Source organism: Methylibium rhizosphaerae (assembly GCF_006386545.1).
In the GTDB taxonomy this organism is placed as follows: Bacteria; Pseudomonadota; Gammaproteobacteria; order Burkholderiales; family Burkholderiaceae_C; genus Pseudorivibacter; species Pseudorivibacter rhizosphaerae.
Genome location: NZ_SWAR01000014.1, coordinates 90,956 through 107,873, shown reverse-complemented (window position 1 = coordinate 107,873; position 16,918 = coordinate 90,956). Strand labels below are relative to the sequence as shown.

The 16,918-nt window shown below is 68.5% G+C and carries 14 protein-coding genes and 1 tRNA gene; 10 read left to right on the top strand and 5 right to left on the bottom strand.

Going from position 1 to position 16,918, the window contains the following annotated elements; all coding sequences use genetic code 11:
• Positions 1 to 63 precede the first annotated feature (63 nt).
• Positions 64 to 1,998, top strand: a complete 1,935-nt coding sequence (locus E8D38_RS12525) for a SurA N-terminal domain-containing protein (RefSeq protein ID WP_140630466.1) — start codon at positions 64 to 66, stop codon at positions 1,996 to 1,998.
• 21 nt (positions 1,999 to 2,019) lie between these two features.
• Positions 2,020 to 2,095: transfer RNA gene (locus E8D38_RS12520), tRNA-His, on the top strand.
• A 56-nt stretch (positions 2,096 to 2,151) separates the two neighbouring features.
• On the opposite strand, the gene E8D38_RS12515 is transcribed toward E8D38_RS12520, so the two are convergent.
• The 3 genes from E8D38_RS12515 to E8D38_RS12505 form a co-directional block, all read right to left on the bottom strand.
• Complete coding sequence (locus E8D38_RS12515) at positions 2,152 to 4,455, bottom strand: sensor histidine kinase (RefSeq protein ID WP_140630461.1); 2,304 nt, start codon at positions 4,453 to 4,455, stop codon at positions 2,152 to 2,154.
• A gap of 37 nt (positions 4,456 to 4,492) precedes the next feature.
• Complete coding sequence (locus E8D38_RS12510; RefSeq protein ID WP_140630457.1) at positions 4,493 to 5,236, bottom strand: LuxR C-terminal-related transcriptional regulator; 744 nt, start codon at positions 5,234 to 5,236, stop codon at positions 4,493 to 4,495.
• 141 nt (positions 5,237 to 5,377) lie between these two features.
• Positions 5,378 to 6,355, bottom strand: coding sequence for an NADPH:quinone oxidoreductase family protein (locus tag E8D38_RS12505; RefSeq protein ID WP_140630452.1), 978 nt, complete (start codon positions 6,353 to 6,355; stop codon positions 5,378 to 5,380).
• A gap of 94 nt (positions 6,356 to 6,449) precedes the next feature.
• Here E8D38_RS12505 and surE point away from each other — a divergent pair, with 94 nt between their 5' ends.
• From surE to rlmD, 6 genes are read left to right on the top strand one after another with little or no spacing between them, the layout of a single operon-like run.
• Positions 6,450 to 7,199, top strand: coding sequence for a 5'/3'-nucleotidase SurE (gene surE / locus E8D38_RS12500; RefSeq protein ID WP_140630449.1), 750 nt, complete (start codon positions 6,450 to 6,452; stop codon positions 7,197 to 7,199).
• Positions 7,196 to 8,017, top strand: a complete 822-nt coding sequence (locus E8D38_RS12495) for a protein-L-isoaspartate(D-aspartate) O-methyltransferase (RefSeq protein ID WP_140630446.1) — start codon at positions 7,196 to 7,198, stop codon at positions 8,015 to 8,017. Before surE ends, E8D38_RS12495 begins: the two co-directional genes overlap by 4 nt.
• Before the next feature lie 17 nt (positions 8,018 to 8,034).
• The gene (locus E8D38_RS12490; protein WP_140630443.1) at positions 8,035 to 8,943 is read left to right on the top strand and encodes a peptidoglycan DD-metalloendopeptidase family protein; all 909 of its coding nucleotides are present in this window, start codon (positions 8,035 to 8,037) and stop codon (positions 8,941 to 8,943) included.
• A gap of 24 nt (positions 8,944 to 8,967) precedes the next feature.
• On the top strand, positions 8,968 to 10,008 hold the full coding sequence (gene rpoS / locus E8D38_RS12485) for an RNA polymerase sigma factor RpoS (protein ID WP_181179097.1): 1,041 nt from the start codon (positions 8,968 to 8,970) through the stop codon (positions 10,006 to 10,008).
• A 48-nt stretch (positions 10,009 to 10,056) separates the two neighbouring features.
• Complete coding sequence (locus E8D38_RS12480; protein ID WP_140630440.1) at positions 10,057 to 10,845, top strand: 3'-5' exonuclease; 789 nt, start codon at positions 10,057 to 10,059, stop codon at positions 10,843 to 10,845.
• Between the two features lie 13 nt (positions 10,846 to 10,858).
• Positions 10,859 to 12,214, top strand: coding sequence for a 23S rRNA (uracil(1939)-C(5))-methyltransferase RlmD (gene rlmD, locus E8D38_RS12475; protein WP_140630437.1), 1,356 nt, complete (start codon positions 10,859 to 10,861; stop codon positions 12,212 to 12,214).
• Here rlmD and soxR read toward each other — a convergent pair.
• Complete coding sequence (gene soxR / locus E8D38_RS12470; protein ID WP_219851733.1) at positions 12,211 to 12,684, bottom strand: redox-sensitive transcriptional activator SoxR; 474 nt, start codon at positions 12,682 to 12,684, stop codon at positions 12,211 to 12,213. The two genes, rlmD and soxR, sit on opposite strands and share 4 nt — an antisense overlap.
• 81 nt (positions 12,685 to 12,765) lie before the next feature.
• Here soxR and E8D38_RS29330 point away from each other — a divergent pair, with 81 nt between their 5' ends.
• Together E8D38_RS29330 and E8D38_RS12465 are read left to right on the top strand one after the other, a co-directional pair.
• Positions 12,766 to 12,891: a hypothetical protein gene (locus E8D38_RS29330; RefSeq protein ID WP_281286110.1), complete on the top strand. Its 126-nt coding sequence runs from the start codon at positions 12,766 to 12,768 to the stop codon at positions 12,889 to 12,891.
• Positions 12,888 to 14,279: an MFS transporter gene (locus E8D38_RS12465; RefSeq protein WP_219851731.1), complete on the top strand. Its 1,392-nt coding sequence runs from the start codon at positions 12,888 to 12,890 to the stop codon at positions 14,277 to 14,279. Before E8D38_RS29330 ends, E8D38_RS12465 begins: the two co-directional genes overlap by 4 nt.
• Here the strand turns inward: E8D38_RS12465 and E8D38_RS12460 are convergent.
• Complete coding sequence (locus tag E8D38_RS12460; RefSeq protein WP_140630433.1) at positions 14,269 to 16,917, bottom strand: [protein-PII] uridylyltransferase; 2,649 nt, start codon at positions 16,915 to 16,917, stop codon at positions 14,269 to 14,271. The genes E8D38_RS12465 and E8D38_RS12460 overlap by 11 nt on opposite strands.
• Between the last annotated feature and the right edge of the window lies 1 nt (position 16,918).

Below are 16,918 nucleotides of genomic sequence, written 5' to 3'. Positions count from 1 at the left end.
TCGCGTCTGACGCAAGCGACTTGCCGTTGTGCACAACAGCGCTTTACCTTCGGGGCTAATTCGATGTTCGATTTCGTTCGCAAACACACCCGGCTGCTCCAGTTCGTGCTGGTGCTGCTGATCTTCCCGTCGTTCGTCTTCTTCGGCATTCAGGGCTACTCCAGCTTCAACGAAGGCAGGCAGTCGGTGGCCAAGGTCGCGGGTCAGGAAGTGACCCAGGCCGAGTGGGACGCGGCACATCGCAGCCAGGTCGAGCGCGCGCGCGCGCAGATGCCTGGCATCGATGCAAAGCTCTTCGATACGCCGGAAATGCGGCAGCGAACCCTCGAGGGACTCGTGCAGGAGCGCGTGATCCTCACCGCGGCCAACAAGCTCAACCTCGCCACCACGGATGAGCGCCTGCAGCGCCTGTTCGCGTCGACACCGGAGTTCGCAGCCTTGCGCAACCCCGACGGCAGCCTCAAGAAGGAATTCCTCGCGGCGCAGGGCATGACGTCGGAGCAGTTTGCTGAGCGGCTGCGCCAGAACATGTCCACGCGCCAGGTGCTGCTGGGCATCGAAGGCAGCGCCATGGGGCCGGCGACCGCAGCGGATCTCGCGCTCGATTCGCTGTTCCAGCAGCGCGAGATCCAGGTTGCCCGGTTCGATGCGAAGACCTACGCGGCCAAGGTCAACCCGACCGATGCGGATTTGCAGGCCTACTACAACGATGCAGCCCATGCGGCGCAGTTCCAGGCGCCTGAGCAGGCGTCTGTCGAATACGTGCAGCTCGACCTCGATGCCATCAAGTCCGGCATCACGGTGGCTGAAGCCGACGTGCGCAAGTTCTACGCCGACAACGAGAAGCGCTATTCGACGCCCGAGGAGCGTCGCGCCAGCCACATCCTGATCAAGGCCGACAAGTCTGCACCGGCCGCCGATCGCGAGAAGGCCAAGGCACGCGCGCAGGAACTGCTCGCAGAGGCCCGGAAGAGCCCGGCCGGTTTTGCGGAACTGGCGAAGAAGAACTCCCAGGATCCGGGCTCTGCGGCAAGGGGCGGTGACCTCGACTTCTTCGGGCGCGGGGCGATGGTCAAGCCGTTCGAGGACGCGGCCTTTTCACTGAAGCCGGGCGAACTCAGCGGCGTGGTCGAAAGCGACTTCGGGTTCCACATCATCAAGCTCGCGGCCGTGCGCGGCGGCGAGAAGCGTCCGTTCGAAGCGGTGAAGGCAGAGATCGAGAACGAGCTCAGGCAGCAAAAGGCCCAACAGCAGTACACAGAAGCCGCCGAGGTGTTCACCAACACCGTCTACGAACAGGCCGACAGCCTGAAGCCGGTGGCCGACAAGCTGAAGCTGCAGGTGCGCACGCTGCAGAACGTGACGCGCACGCCTGGCCCCGACACCAAGGGCCCGTTTGCCAACTCGAAGCTGCTGGACGCTCTGTTCGGCACCGACAGCCTGCGCAACAAGCGCAACACCGAAGCGGTGGAAGTCGGTCCGAACCAACTGGTCTCTGCGCGAGTCACGCAGCACAGCCCGGCACGCAAGCTCCCGTTCGAGGAAGTGAAGGCCAAGGTGCGCGACACCGTGGTGGCGAAGCAGGCCGCCGCGCTGGCACGCAAGGAAGGCGAAGCGCAGCTCGAAGCCTGGAAGAAGGACGCGGCCGCAGCCACGCTGCAGCCGGCGGTGGTGGTGTCGCGGGCCAAGCCCACGGCTGAAATGCCGCGTGCGGTGGTGGAGGCCGCGCTGAAGGCGCCCGCGGATCCCGCGCCGGCATGGGCCGGTGCCGACCTGGGCGACCAAGGCTATGCCGTGATCAGGATCAACAAAGTGCTGCCGCGCGACCCCGCAGTGGCCGATGCCGCACGCTCGCAAGCCCAGTACGCGCAGGCCTGGGCCGCAGCCGAGGCGCAGGCCTACTACACGGCCCTCAAGGACCGCTACAAGGTCCAGGTCACGGGCAACGCCAAGGCCGCCGGCACTGCAGAAGATGTAGCGAGTGGTGCCAGCCGTTAGGCTATAATGCTCGACTCTGTGGTGGCTGTAGCTCAGTTGGTAGAGTCCCAGATTGTGATTCTGGTCGTCGTGGGTTCGAGTCCCATCAGCCACCCCACCTGATCCCAAGAAGAAGCCGAGCGAACGCTCGGCTTTTTTCATGGGCGCTGCGGATCAACGCCGCTGCGATACGTCCGGAATGCGCACCCGGCATTCGATGCCGCTGCCGTTGACCTCGCGCCACTCGACGGTGCCACCCAGCTGCTTCACGCGCTTGCGCACGCCGCCCAGGCCCAGCCCCTGCGCCCAGCTCTTCGGGTCGCGCCCGAGGCCGTTGTCGCGCACCAGCAGGTCGAGCCGGTCGCGTTCGAGCTGCAGCGCGATCTCCACCCGAGTGGCCCGCGCATGCGTGATCACGTTGGTGACCAGTTCCCGCAGCACCCGGGTCAGCGCGGACCACTGCACCACGCCGAGGTCCACGTCCTGGTCGCAGTTCAGGCTCCACACCAGCTCGCAATGGACGGCCGACAGCCGCTGCGTCAGGTCGGCCTTCCACTCCGCCGCTGCATGCGAAAGCTGGTGGCTGTGCGCCGCCAGGCCGCGGGTGAGCGTCTTGAGGTCCTGCAGCGTGTGCCGGACATAGTCTTCCATCTCGGGCGTGGGCGCCTTGTACATGAGGGTCAGCAGGCGCGCGCCGATGTCGTCGTGGAGGTCTTGTGCGATGCGGGCGCGTTCTTCACTGCGACCTTGCTCGACCGCCTTGTCGAAGGCCACGGCGCGCCGCAGCTGCTCGACGATGCGATCGGTCAGCCGTGCATCGTCCGGCGTGAACAGGCGCCGGCCCCTGTGCGCGTAGCGGATCACCACCACGCCCTGCGATGCCGGATGGGGGGCCATCAGGTCCGGAATGGGCACCAGCAGGGTCGAGCCGTCTCCTCCGATGCGCGAGCCCGAACAGGCTCGTTGCACGATGGCCGCTTCCAGCGGCTCGAACAGTTCGCGCAGCAGCCGGCTCAGCAGGTGCGGCGTGCGCTGCGGATGTGCCTCGACCTCGCGTGCCATGCGGTAGAGCCGCTCGAACAGGCGCTCCATCGTGAGCATGTTGCTGCCCAGCAGGTGGCTGAGCACCCATTGCCGCGCGCCCGAGTAGGCGGCGAGCGACAGGAACAGCGACAGCGTGAGTGACGTGAACTGGCCGAACGAGAAGACGGCCACGAACAGCAGGTCGAGTGCGGTGGCGACAGTGCTGACGGCGGCGAGCAGCGAGAACTCGCGCATGAGCTGCTGCGAGCGCGACAGGAAAGGCACCAGCAGCAGGATCGACGAGAAGAAGACGTACCAGATCATCGGCCCGACCGAGACGATGGTCTGCTGCAGCCCCGACTGCGTGCCTGCCAATGCCACCGTCAGGGTGAGCAGCATCCACGTGGCGACGTTGACGACGCCGAAACGCCGCAGCACGACGGAAAAAGGATGCGGCTCGAGCCTGTAAGACCAGGTGAGCAGTCCGATGGCCGAAACCCCCAGCGCCGCGCCGCCCAGCTGTGCCCACCACCAGGCGTGAGGCAGCACGCCCAGGCCGTTGGCCGTACAGAGTGCGATGACCGCACCCCACGCCACCGCGCTGGCCCAGCGGGCGACCGGCAGCCGGTGCGGGTACCGGCTGAAGGCATGCACGAGCGCAGCGCCGGTCAGCAGGTCGAAGGCGACACGCGCCTGCAGATCCCACAGCGGCAGCCCGGCGGGCAGGGTGAGCTCGCTGGCCGACTCGGCCGCCAGGAAGAGCAGGTTGCCGGCCTGGCACAGGGCCATGACGGCATAGGCCAGGTTGCCGCGCGATGGGCGCGACAGCACCACCACCATCGCGACCATGTAGAGCGCCAGCGCCAGCGCCGCGAGCAGCCAGAACAGCAGGCCCAGCGAGCCGAATCCGCCCGCGGTCGGACGCCAGGACTGCGTGTGGCCGTCGGAGAAGTGCAGCTGCACCGTGCCCCCGGCGAGCGCCCGGGCCAGCTGGTCATGCAGGCGCAGGTGGCGCTCGCGCTGCGTGTCGTCAGGCATCCACCGCGGCGAGCGCTGGAGCGCCAGGCCTTCGATGGCCAGTCGATGCCCTTCCTGTGAGGTCACGGCGACGAGCACCTCGCCGACATGGGGTTTCAGCAGCGGGTCGCCGGTGTTCGCGAGCTCCACCGCGGCCTGCGGGTTGAGGCGCCAGGTGGCGTCGAGGGTGGGCTGGGAGGCGGCCCAGCGGGCCAGCAGCGCGATGCCCAGGCAGCCGAGCAGTGCGGCCCCCACCAGCAGGCGCAGACGCCAGCCCATCCATTTTGCGTTGTGCCGATGCGGACTCGGCCGGTCGAGCCGAGCGAACTCGATCAGCGAGTCAATGCCCGTGGCAGCGTCGCGAGAGGCCGGGTCACCGAGCGGGTCGTTGGCTGCCGGGTCTGAATCGGCAGCGTGGTCGAAGAGGGGGCGGCTCATCGCGGTTCACCGGCTGGAGGCGACCCGCGGGGTCAGGTCACACCAGGCCCTGCTTGCTCGCCAGCACCGCCGCCTCGGCCCGGCTCGAGACGTTGAGCTTCTTGTAGATGGACTTGATGTGGTCGTTGACGGTGAACCACTTGATGCCCATGAGGCTCGCGATCTCCTTGATGGTGAAGCCCTTGCTCAGGTAGGTGAGCACCTCGGTCTCACGCGGTGTGAGTCGCTCATGGTCCGGCGGGTCGCGGCGGTCCAGCGGGATGGGGCGGCTGGTGGGCGAATCGAGTGGCGAGAAGCCCGAGTCGGTGAGGCCGCCGACGCCGCTGTCGCCCAGGCGAAAGTGCGACAGCAGCCGGCGGGCAATGGCCGGCGACAGCGGCGGCTGGCCCCGCACGATCTTCTGGAGCTCCTCGACCAGCACTTCGAAGCGGTCTTCCTTGAGCAGGTAGCCGTCGGCGCCGCATTGCAGCGCGGGGAACAGGTGGTCGTCGTCGGAGTACAGCGTGGTGACGATCTTCGTGGCCGGGTACTGGCCGAGCTCCGTCAGCAGTTCCAGGCCGTTGCCGTCTGGCAACTCGAGGTCGACCAGCACGAGCTTGAACGGGTCGGGTGTGCTGGCGGTGGCCCGCTGGCCCGACTGGATGCCGATGTGCCGGCGAGCCGTTTCCAGGTCGCCGGCCTCGGAGATCGTGATCGCATCGCTGAAGCTCTCACGGACCACGCGGCACAGGAAGGCACGCGCGACGGGGTTGTCTTCAACGATCAGAACCTTGACTGCCATTGGATGGGCTCCCTGAGCACTGCCTTGTGCCGGATCGTGAAATTATCCACGCGCCCCGGCAGCGCCAGCCCGTTTCGCGATCCCCTCAATGAGGGGCGCTAGAAGTAGGGGGGAGGGGCTCCCTTCCCCCGGAGTACCGGCTCAGCGGTTCTCCAGCACGAGCTTGCCCCGTACCTTGCGCTGCCCCATCAGCTCGAATGCCCTGGGAAGTTCCTGCATGGCCAGCCGTTGCTCGATCACCGGCTTGATCTTTCCCTGGGCGTACCAGCCGGCAAGCTCGGCCAGGGCCCGTGCGTTGTTCGCCGGCTCGCGCTTTGCGAACTCGCCCCAGAACACGCCGACGATCGAGGCGCCTTTCAGCAGGGCCAGGTTGAGCGGCAGCGCCGGGATGCTGCCGCCGGCAAAGCCGATCACCAGGTAGCGGCCCCGCCACGCGATGGAGCGGAAGGCGGGTTCGGCCAGATCGCCGCCCACCGGGTCGTAGATCACGTCCGGGCCCTTGCCGTCGGTCAGCGCCTTGAGCTCGTCGCGCAGGCTGGCGCTCGCGTAGTTGATGGTGGCGTCCGCGCCGAGCTGCCTGCACAGGGCGCACTTGTCGTCGCTCGAGGCGGCGGCGATCACGCGTGCGCCGGCTGCCTTGGCGATCTGTATGGCAGCCGTGCCCACGCCGCCGGCCGCGCCCAGCACCAGCACGGTTTCACCTTCGCGCAAGGCCGCGCGGTCGATCAGCGCGTGATGCGTCGTGCCGTAGGTGCACAGGAACGCGGCCGCGTCGTCGAAGGCGAAGCCGGGCGGCAGCGGCATCACCAGCGACGCGCTCACGCACACCTGCGTCGCAAACCCGCCCAGGCCGCCGAAGGAGGCGACGGCCATGCCGGGCTCGAGATGCTTCACCCCTTCGCCCACCGCTTCCACGACGCCGGAGAACTCCGAGCCCGGCACGAAGGGCAGCGGCGGCTTCATCTGGTACTTGTTCTGCACGATCAGCAGATCGGGAAAGTTGAGGCTGGCCGCCTTGATGGCCACGCGCACCTCGCCCGCGCGCGGCTCGGGCGTGGGCAGCGCCTTCCATTGCAGGGCTTCGGGGCCGACGGGGTTCTCGCAGAGCCAGGCGTGCATGGCGTTCTCCTCGGTGGTTCAGGGGCGCAGGGATCATAGGCAGCGCGCCGGATGCCGCGCGTCGCACAGGTGACGAATCCCTACAATCGGCCGCATGCGAATTCTTGTTGCCAACGATGACGGCTACCTGGCCCCGGGGCTCGCAGCCCTGGTCGAGGCTTGCAGGGGGCTCGGCGAGATCGACGTGGTGGCGCCCGAGCAGAACGCCAGCGGCACGTCCAACTCGCTCACGCTGCATCGGCCGCTCAGCGTGTTCACCGCCAGCAACGGCTATCGCTACATCAACGGCACGCCGTCGGACTGCGTGCATGTGGCGCTCACCGGCCTGCTGCCGCACCGTCCCGACCTGGTGGTCTCCGGCATCAACAACGGCGCCAACATGGGCGACGACACGCTGTATTCCGGCACGGTGGCGGCGGCCATGGAAGGCTATCTGTTCGGGGTGCCGTCGATCGCGTTTTCGCTGGTCGAAAAGGGTTGGCAGCACCTCGACAGCGCGGCACGCGTGGCACGTTCGCTGATCGAGCAGGTGCTCGCCTCGCCGCCGGCCGGCGCAGCCTGGCTGCTCAATGTCAACATCCCGGCCTTGCCGCACGAGCAGATCGCCGGGCGGCGGGTCACGCGGCTGGGGCGCCGGCATGCGAGCGAGCCCGTGATCTGCCAGGCCAACCCTCGCGGCGAGCCGATCTACTGGATCGGTGCCGCCGGCGATGCGCGAGAAGCAGGCGAGGGCACCGACTTCCACGCCACGGCGCAAGGCCTGGTGTCGGTCACGCCGCTGCAGGTGGACCTCACCGACCATCGTGCCGCGCCCTCCTGGGTCAGCTGGCTGGAACGTGCATGAGCGGTCACGGCAGCACGCGCCGTCCGGCGAAGTTTCCGCTGCAGCTCGGCCAGCTCGGCACGAAGCGGGCCGCCCCGGCCGAACCGCTGCGTCCCCAGCGCCCCTTGCAGGAGGCCGAACGCGACCGGGCGCGTGCCACGAAGCCGGCCGGCCTCGGGCTGGACTCCGAAGGCGTGCGCCGCCGCATGGTCGAGCGCCTGCGTGCCGACGGCGTGCGCAACGAACAGGTGCTCTCGGCCATGGCCGCGGTGCCGCGCCACCTCTTCGTCGACACCGCCCTGGCCAACCAGGCCTACGAAGACACCAGCCTGCCGATCGGCCTGTCGCAAACCATCTCAAAGCCTTCGGTGGTGGCACGCATGATCGAACTCATGCTCGCCGGCCGCACCGCCCCGCTGGCCCGGGTGCTCGAGATCGGCACCGGTTGCGGCTACCAGGCCGCGGTGCTGGCGCGTGTGGCTCGCCATGTGGTTTCGGTGGAGCGCCTGCGGCCGCTGCATGACAAGGCGCGGGCACACCTGGCGCTGCTGCCGCCGCTGGGCTTGCCGACCAGCGGCATCCGGCTCGTGTATGGCGATGGCATGCTGGGCCACGCGCCCAACGCGCCGTACGAAGGCATCATTGCGGCTGCCGGCGGCGCGGCGCTGCCTGCCACATGGCTGGAGCAGCTCGCGCCCGGCGGCCGGCTCGTGGCGCCGATGGTCGAAGCGAACGGCGGTCAGGTGCTGGTGGTGGTGGATCGCGATGCGCAGGGGCAGCTGCACCGGCGCGTTCACGAGGCGGTCCATTTCGTCCCTCTAAAATCGGGCGTCAACTGAGGCGATTGCCGTACTTCATGCTCTTCAACTCGTTTGACATTCAGATTCCTGCGGTGAAGTCCGCGCGCCGGGCCGCCGTGCTCGCGAGCGCCGGCGTTGCCCTTGTGCTGGCCGGCTGCGCCAGCACGAACCATCGCGCACCGGTGGAGGAGCGCGCCAACGGTTCGCGCCCGCCGGCAGCCGCAGCTGCCACGCCCGAAGCGCCGAAGGTGCTGCCGGGTGCCGAAAACGCCGGCAAGCCCGGCTACTACACCGTCAAGCAAGGCGACACGCTGATCCGCATCGGCCTGGAGTCGGGCCAGAACTGGCGTGACATCGTCAAGTGGAACAACCTCGAGAACCCGAACGTGGTCGAGGTGGGGCAGGTGCTGCGGGTCGTGCCTCCGGGTGTGGATCCGACCGTTGCGTCTGCGCGGGGCGTGACCTCCAGCAGCGTGCAGACGCGGCCGCTCGATGCGAAGCCGGCACCCGCAGCCAGCTCGCCACCCCCCACCGTGGCCGGCTCCGCACCGCCGGCTGCGGCCAACCCGGCGCCGATTGCGGCCCGCATCGACGACGACGAGCTGAACTGGCTGTGGCCGGCGTCCGGCACGGTGGTGGCCAACTTCGACGAGGCCCGGAACAAGGGCCTGGCGATCGCCGGCAAGGCGGGTGATCCTGTGCTGGCGGCAGCCGATGGCCGAGTAGTCTATGCCGGCTCGGGGCTGCGTGGATACGGCAACCTCGTCATCATCAAGCACAACAACACCTACCTCACCGCGTACGCGCACAATCAGGCCCTGCTGGTGAAGGAGGATCAAGCCGTGCGACGCGGGCAGAAGATTGCCGAGATGGGTTCGACCGACGCCGAACGCGTGCAGCTTCATTTCGAAGTGCGCAAGCAAGGCAAGCCCGTCGATCCGGCCAAGCTGCTGCCGCCGCGCTGAAGGCAATGGGCTCCGGGGTTCGTCATGGTCAAGAAACGTCCATCACACCCTGGTGCCGCGAACGGGCATGCCGTGCCGGCCGTCGTGAACGGTGCATTGCCGCCGCCGCCTGAGCTCGACGACGACATCGAGCCGCTGGTGGTCAACGGCGCGGCCGAGGAGTCCGAAGCCGACCCGGCGGTCGTGGCGCGCAACGGCGCCGAGCTCCCGGCCGGTGACCCCGAGGTCGGCAACACCCTGCAGACCTATCTGCGAGAGATCCGCCGCGCTCCCCTGCTGACGCCCGAGGAGGAGTACCACACGGCCACGCGCGCCCGTGCCGGCGACTTCAGCGCGCGCCAGGCCATGATCGAGCGCAACCTGCGGCTGGTGGTGAGCATTGCCAAGAACTACCTCGGCCGCGGCCTGCCCATGACCGACCTCATCGAGGAGGGCAACCTCGGCCTCATGCATGCGATCGGCAAGTTCGAGCCCGAACGCGGCTTCCGCTTCTCGACCTACGCGTCGTGGTGGATCCGCCAGAACATCGAGCGCGCGATCATGCACCAGGCGCGGCTCGTGCGGCTGCCGGTGCATGTGGTGCGCGACCTGAACCAGGTGCTCAAGGCACGCCGTGCGCTCGAGTCGCGCTCGTCCATCGACGGCGAAAAACCGGTCCGTGTCGAGGATGTGGCAGCCACGCTGGGCCGTCCGGTGGCCGAGGTGGCCGACCTGCTGAAGTTCGCCGAGCTGCCGGCCTCGCTCGACGCCCCGCTGGAGCGCGACAACTCGGAGTCGATGCTCGACATGGTGGCCGACGACCAGGCCGCCGACCCGATGGGCCTCACCTTGAGCCATGAGGTGGAGCAGTTGCTCAACCACGGGCTCGAAGAACTGAGCGAGCGCGAGCGCGAAGTGCTGGCCGGCCGCTACGGCCTGCGCGACCGCGAGCCGGAGACGCTGGAGGTGCTCGCCGAGCGGCTGGGCCTCACGCGCGAACGCATCCGGCAGATCCAGCAGGAAGCCCTGCTCAAGCTCAAGCGACGCATGATCCGCAACGGCATCGACCGCGACTCGATCTTCTGATCGATCATTCCCTTCAACTTCCGGTTTGCATGGTTTGGAGAAGGCTGCATGGCCTGGCCCGTACTCGTTTTCGACATCGAATCCATCCCCGACCTCACCGGGCTGCGTGCCCTGCGCGGCACCGCACTCGACACCACAGACGACGCACTGTGGGAGGCCATCCAGCGCGAGCGCGCCGAAGAGGGCAAGAGCGACTTCATGCCGCACTACCTGCAGCGGGTGCTGGTCATCTCGTGCGTGTTCCGCAACGCCGAAGGCCTGCGCGTGCACTCCTTCGTCGATCGCGAACTGGACGGCCAGAGCCAGGAGGCCAAGGTCATCCAGACCTTCTTCAACACCATCGAGAAGCATGTGCCGCAGCTGGTGAGCTGGAACGGCGGCGGCTTCGACCTGCCGGTGCTGCACTACCGTGCGCTGCGCCACGGCGTGGTGGCCAACAAGTACTGGGACCTCGGCGAGGACGACCGCGAGTTCAAGTGGAACAACTACATCGGCCGCTATCACATGCGCCATCTCGACCTGATGGACCTGCTGGCGATGTACCAGCCTCGGGCCAACGCCCCGCTGGACGCGATGGCCAAGCTGTGCGGCTTCCCGGGCAAGCTGGGCATGGACGGCTCGGCGGTCTTCCCGGCCTATCGCGCCGGGCAGCTGGAGGACATCCGCCGCTACTGCGAGACCGACGTGATGAACACCTACCTGCTGTACTGCCGCTTCCAGAAGATGCGCGGCGGATTCACCGAGGCCGAGTACGAGCGTGAGATCGAGTTCGTGAAGTCCACCCTGTCAGGCATCGATGAGCCGCACTGGAAGGAATACCTGGCCGCCTGGGGCTGAGACAATTGCGCCCATGACTGGAAAAGATGAATGGCTGAAGATCGAGTCGCTCGATCTCGAGGCTCAGGGCGTGGCCCACAACGTCGAAGGCAAGGTGGTGTTCGTCGAAGGCGCGTTGCCCGGCGAAGAGGTGCGCGTGAACGTCACGCGCCGCAAGAACCAGTGGGAACAGGCCCAGGTCGCCGCGCTGCGCCGTGAAAGCTCGCAGCGGGTGCGCCCGCGCTGCAGCTTCTTCGGCACCTGCGGCGGCTGCAAGATGCAGCACTTCCACGTGGCCGCGCAGGTGGCGGTCAAGCAGCGGGTGCTCGAGGACAACCTCTGGCACCTGGGCAAGGTGAAGCCCGAGCAGGTGCTGCGGCCCATCGAGGGTCCGACCTGGGGCTACCGCTACCGCGCCCGGCTGTCGGTGCGTTTCGTGGTCAAGAAGGACACCGTGCTGGTGGGCTTCCACGAGCGCAAGTCCAGCTACGTGGCCGACATGGCGAGCTGCGAGATCCTGCCGCCGCATGTGAGCGCGATGCTGGTGCCGCTGCGCCGGCTCATCGCCTCGATGGACGGCCGCGACCGCCTGCCGCAGATCGAGCTGGCCATCGGCGAAGCCGGCGAGGCGAGCGTCACCGCGTTGGTGCTGCGGCACCTCGAGCCGCTGTCCGAAGACGACAGGACGCGCCTGCGCGAGTTCGCCCGTGAGCACCGCGTGCAGTGGTGGCTGCAGCCCAAGGGGCCGGACTCTGTGCACCTGCTCGACGAAGGCGGCATGCCGCTGGCCTACACGCTACCCGAGTTCGGCATCACCATGCCGTTCAAGCCGACCGATTTCACGCAGGTCAACCACTACATCAACCGCGTGCTCGTGGTGCGCGCGCTGCGGCTGCTCGACGTGCAGCCTGGTGATCGCGTGATCGACTGGTTCTGCGGCCTGGGCAACTTCACGCTGCCCATCGCCACGGTGGCGCGCGAGGTGCTGGGCATCGAAGGCAGCGAGGCGCTGGTGGCCCGCTCGCGCGAGAACGCGGCGTACAACGGCCTTTCGGGCAAGACGAGTTTCGAAGCCCGCAACCTGTTCGAGATCGACCCCAAGGACCTGCTGAAGTACGGCCCGGCCGACCGCTGGCTGGTGGATCCGCCGCGCGAAGGCGCCTTCGCGCTGGCCAAGGCCCTGGCCGACATCGCGCAGGACCCATCGGTGGCGCCCGGCTACCAGGCGCCGCGCCGCATCGTCTATGTGAGCTGTAACCCCGCCACGCTGGCGCGCGACGCGGGGCTGCTGGTGCACCAGGCGGGCTATCGCTGCACGGCCGCGGGCGTGGTCAACATGTTCCCGCACACCGCGCACGTGGAGTCGATCGCGGTGTTCGAGCGGGGCTAGGACCCGCCCGAATTGAGCTCGAGCCGGTGCGCGCCCGGCCCCAGCGAGGCCAGCTTGTCGGCCGGGTTGCGCAGCCTGCAGCGGTCGATCGACAGGCAGCCGCAGCCGATGCAGTCACTCAGGGTGTCGCGCAGCTTCTTCAGCTGCGCGATGCGTGCATCCAGGTCTTCGCGCCAGGCGGCCGAGAGCTTTTCCCAGTCGGCCCGGGTGGGCGAGCGGCCATCGGGCAGGCGGCCGAGCGCCGCGCGGATCTCGGCCAGCGGGATGCCCACCCGCTGCGCGACCCGGATGAACGACACACGGCGCAGCGCGTCGCGGGCGTAGCGGCGCTGGTTGCCCGGCGTACGCCGGCTCGTGATGAGGCCTTCGCGTTCATAGAAGTGCAGGGCCGATACGGCCACGCCGCTGCGGGCTGCGAGTTCCCCGACACTGAACTCGCCAAGGGCCTGGGTCACCGGATCCATCTTCATTCCCTTCTTCCTGTCGGCCAGGTGCTTGACCTGAAGTTAGGTTGAGATCTTAAGGTGCCGCCATCCAATCCAGGAGGCGTGATGAATCCGTTGTATTTCATGGGCTGGCGGCGCGCCGCCACCGCCACCGCCACCGCCACCGCCGGCACAACCCCGAAGCCGGGTGTCCGCAGGGTTCGTGGCGTGAAGAAGCAGGGGGCGCGATGAGCTCTCTGGACATGGTCGCGATGCCGGCACCGCCGGCCGCGGGCCTCTGGTCGCGGCCGTATCGCATGCTGTCGGTCGGCTCGCTCATGCTGATCGGCCAGATGGCCTTCGAATACATCGCAGTGGCCAGTGCCATGCCTGCCGTGGCCACCGCGCTGGGCGGGCTGCACCTCTACGCGCTGGCCTTTGGCGCACCGCTGGCCATGGCGGTGGTGGGCACAGTAGCCGCCGGTCGCTGGAGTGACCGGCATGGGCCGAACCGGCCGCTGTGGGGCGGCGTAGTGCTGTTCGTCGCCGGGCTGCTGCTGGCCGGGCTGGCGGTTTCCATGGAGCTCCTCGTGATCGGGCGGGTGTTGCAGGGCTTCGGCTCCGGCGTGTTCTCGGTGGCGCTGTACGTGGTGGTGGGACGTGCCTACCCGAGCGATCTGCATCCGCGGGTCTTCGCCGCTTTCGCAGGTGCATGGGTGCTGCCGTCCATCGTGGGGCCTTCGGTGGCCGGCCTGCTGGTGGAATGGGTCGGCTGGCGATGGGTGTTCCTCCTGCCGGCGTTGCTGGCCGTGCCTTCGGCGCTTTTGATGCTGCCCGGCCTGAAGGACATGCACCCGCCCGCGCAGGCAGCGGAGCCGGCCGACGAAGGCCGCGGGCGGCTGCTCTGGGCGCTGGCGGCGGCCGTCGGTGCGGCGCTGCTGCACGTGGCCGGCCAGCGGCGTGACGGCATGGGCGTGCTGCTGCTGGCCGTCGCCCTGGCTGCGGTGCTGATGGCGGTGCCGCGGCTGCTGCCCACAGGTACCTGGAAGCTGACCCGGGGCCTGCCGACCGTCGTCGCGCTGCGGGGCCTCGCGGCGGCCGGATTCTTCGGTGCCGAGGTGTTCGTGCCGCTGATGATGACCACCGAGCGCGGGCTGTCTCCCGCCTGGGCCGGCTCGGCATTGACCATCGGCGCGCTGGGCTGGTCGGCAGGCTCGTGGTACGAAGGCCGCCACAACGTCGGCCTGCAGGCCAAGGCCCGGTCGCTGCGGCGCGGCATGGCGCTGCTGATGGCCGGCATCGCGTCCCAGGGGCTCGTGCTGATGCCCGGCATGCCGCTGGGCGTGGGCGTGGCCGGCTGGGGCCTGGCCGGGCTCGGCATGGGCATGGTGTACCCCGTCCTGTCGGTGCTGACGCTGGAGCTTTCGCCGCCCGAGTCGCATGGCATCCACAGCTCGGCGCTGCAGTTGGCCGATGCGCTGGCCTCCGCCATGGTGCTCGCGCTCGGCGGCGCGCTGCTTGCGCCGCAGGAGGGCACGGCGATCGGTCCCGCGACCTACCTGGCGTGTTTTGCGGCGGCTGCGGCCGTGGCCCTGTTGGGTGCGGCCGGCGCCTCCCGGGTGGTGGCCCTCAGGGCGTGATCGCGTCGAGCAGCTCGGTCTCGATCTGGATCTGCAGCCGGTTCTGCTGCAGCGCGCTGCCGTTGATGAGGAAGGTGTCTTCCACCCGTTCGCCCAGCGTGCTGATCTTGGCCAGCTGCAGGTTGATCTTGTGGCGGGCCAGCACCCGGGCGATGGAATACAGCAGCCCGGTGCGGTCGCTCGTCGACACGGACAGCAGCCAGCGCTGGCCGCGGTCGTCGGGCTTGAGCAGCACGCGCGGGGTGATGGGGAAGGACTTCACCCGGCGCGACAGCCGCCCGCGGCTCGATTCGGGCAGCGGCGCTTCGGTGTTGAGCGCCTGGCCGAGCTGGGTTTCCACCAACGAGATGAGGTCGCGGTAGTGCTCCACCGGCGCGGCGCTGATGACCTGGAAGGTGTCGAGCGCATAGCCGGCAGTGGTGGTGTGGATCTTCGCGTCGAGGATGCTGAAGCCGGCGCTGTCGAAGTAGCCGCAGATGCGAGCGAACAGGTCCGCCTTGTCGGGCGAGTACACCAGCACCTGCAGGCCTTCGCCCACCGATGACGAGCGCGCCTTCACGATCGGCCGGTCGCTTTGCACGTGGCGCGACAGCGAACGGGCATGCCAGGCGATGTCGGCTGCATCGTGTCGTGCGAAGTAGCTGACCTCGAGCGTCTTCCACAGCGCCTCTTCGGCGCCGGGCAGCACCGAATAGAGCGCGAGCGTGTGACGGGCCTCGAGCTTGCGTGCCTCGATGTCGGCGTCCATGTTCGGGCGCGAGCCGCCGAGTGCACGCAGGGTGAGGCGGTACAGGTCTTCGAGCAGCTTGCCCTTCCACGCATTCCAGACCTTGGGGCTGGTGCCGCGGATGTCGGCCACCGTGAGCAGGTACAGCGCGGTGAGGTAGCGCTGGTTCTTCATGCGGGCCGCGAAGGCGGTGATGACGTCGGGGTCGCTCAGGTCTTCCTTCTGGGCGATGCGGCTCAGGGTGAGGTGCTCGCGCACCAGGAACTCGATGATCTGCGTGTCGTCGCGCTCGATGCCGTGCTCGCGGCAGAAGCGCCGCACCTCGGTGCCGCCCAGGTCGGAGTGGTCGCCGCCCCGGCCCTTGGCCACGTCGTGGAACAGCGCAGCGATGTACAGCACCCACGGCCGGTCGAACTGGGCGGCCAGCTGGGAGCAGAACGGGTACTCGTGCGCATGCTCGGGGATGAAGAAGCGCCGCACGTTGCGCAGCACCATCAGGATGTGCTGGTCCACGGTGTAGACGTGGAACAGGTCGTGCTGCATCTGCCCGACGATGCGGCGGAACACCCACAGGTAGCGTCCCAGCACCGAGGTCTGGTTCATCAGGCGGAAGGCATGCGTCTGCCCCTGCGGTTCGCGCAGGATCTGCATGAAAAGCTCGCGGTTGCGCGGGTCGCGGCGAAACTTCGCGTCCATCAGCTCGCGGGCGTTGTACAGCGCCCGCAGGGTGCGCGCCGAGAGCCCCTTGATGCCCACCGTCCGCTGGTAGGTCAGGAAGGTCTCGAGGATCGCATGGTGGTCGCGCTCGTAGAGGTCGTCGCTCGCCACCTCCAGCATGCCGCCGCGGTCGAGGAACTTCTCGTTGATGGGGCGCATCTGCGCCTCCTGCGAGCCGTTGATGCGCTCCTCGATGTTGAGCATCAGGATCTGGTTGAGCTGCGCGACCGCCTTGGCTGCCCAGTAGTAGCGCCGCATCAGCGCTTCCGAGGCCCGGTGCGCCTTGGTGGCCTTGTAGCCGAAGCTTTCGGCCACCGCGGTCTGCAGGTCGAACACCAGCCTGTCTTCGCGGCGGCCGGCCACCACATGCAGCCGCGCGCGGATGAGCTTCAGCAGCCCCTCGTTGCGCTGCAGCTGCTTCACCTCGAACGGCGTGACCAGCCCCTTGCTGGCCAGCTCGCTCCAGGTCTTGCCGAGGCCGGCAGCGCGGGCGACCCACATCACCACCTGCAGGTCGCGCAGGCCGCCGGGGCTTTCCTTGCAGTTGGGCTCCAGCGAATAGGGGGTGTCTTCGTACTTCGTGTGGCGCTGGCGCATTTCCAGCGTCTTGGCGCGCAGGAAGGCCGACGGGTTCATCACCGAGGCCGAGGCACGCTTGAAGCCGCTGTAGAGCTTGCGCGAGCCGCAGATGAAGCGCGACTCGAGCAAGGCGGTCTGCACCGTCACGTCGGCCTGCGCCTCGGCCACGCATTCGTCGATGGTGCGCACGCTGGAGCCGATCTCCAGGCCGATGTCCCAGCAGGCGGTGATGAAACCCTCGATGGCCGAACGGTGCGCCGCGATGGCCGGGTCGTCGCTGCCGTGCACGCTGCTGGGCAGCAGCACCAGCACGTCCACGTCGGAATAGGGGAACAGCTCGCCGCGGCCGAAGCCGCCCACGGCCAGCAGCGCGGCGCCGCGCGGCATGAAGGCATGTTCCCAGAGGTCCTGCAGCGTGCGGTCCACGTGCTTGGCCAGGGCCCGCACCAGCCGGCCGGCGGCAGGGGCGGTGGGCCGTGCGTCGCGGAAGCGCTGGATCAGCGCGGTCTTGCCGTCGCGGAACTGGGCCCGCAGCGTCTTGAGCGAGGAGGCCGCCGGGGCGCCCGGAGTGGGCTGCTCCTGCGGCACGGGCGCATCGCCGGGTACTGCCGACATG

Coding starts and splice junctions, on each gene's coding strand:
- E8D38_RS12525 (WP_140630466.1), top strand. CDS start 64: ATGTTCGATTTCGTTCGCAAACACACCCGGCTGCTCCAGTTCGTGCTG.
- E8D38_RS12515 (WP_140630461.1), bottom strand. CDS start 4,455: ATGAGCCGCCCCCTCTTCGACCACGCTGCCGATTCAGACCCGGCAGCC.
- E8D38_RS12510 (WP_140630457.1), bottom strand. CDS start 5,236: ATGGCAGTCAAGGTTCTGATCGTTGAAGACAACCCCGTCGCGCGTGCC.
- E8D38_RS12505 (WP_140630452.1), bottom strand. CDS start 6,355: ATGCACGCCTGGCTCTGCGAGAACCCCGTCGGCCCCGAAGCCCTGCAA.
- surE (WP_140630449.1), top strand. CDS start 6,450: ATGCGAATTCTTGTTGCCAACGATGACGGCTACCTGGCCCCGGGGCTC.
- E8D38_RS12495 (WP_140630446.1), top strand. CDS start 7,196: ATGAGCGGTCACGGCAGCACGCGCCGTCCGGCGAAGTTTCCGCTGCAG.
- E8D38_RS12490 (WP_140630443.1), top strand. CDS start 8,035: ATGCTCTTCAACTCGTTTGACATTCAGATTCCTGCGGTGAAGTCCGCG.
- rpoS (WP_181179097.1), top strand. CDS start 8,968: ATGGTCAAGAAACGTCCATCACACCCTGGTGCCGCGAACGGGCATGCC.
- E8D38_RS12480 (WP_140630440.1), top strand. CDS start 10,057: ATGGCCTGGCCCGTACTCGTTTTCGACATCGAATCCATCCCCGACCTC.
- rlmD (WP_140630437.1), top strand. CDS start 10,859: ATGACTGGAAAAGATGAATGGCTGAAGATCGAGTCGCTCGATCTCGAG.
- soxR (WP_219851733.1), bottom strand. CDS start 12,684: ATGAAGATGGATCCGGTGACCCAGGCCCTTGGCGAGTTCAGTGTCGGG.
- E8D38_RS29330 (WP_281286110.1), top strand. CDS start 12,766: ATGAATCCGTTGTATTTCATGGGCTGGCGGCGCGCCGCCACCGCCACC.
- E8D38_RS12465 (WP_219851731.1), top strand. CDS start 12,888: ATGAGCTCTCTGGACATGGTCGCGATGCCGGCACCGCCGGCCGCGGGC.
- E8D38_RS12460 (WP_140630433.1), bottom strand. CDS start 16,917: ATGTCGGCAGTACCCGGCGATGCGCCCGTGCCGCAGGAGCAGCCCACT.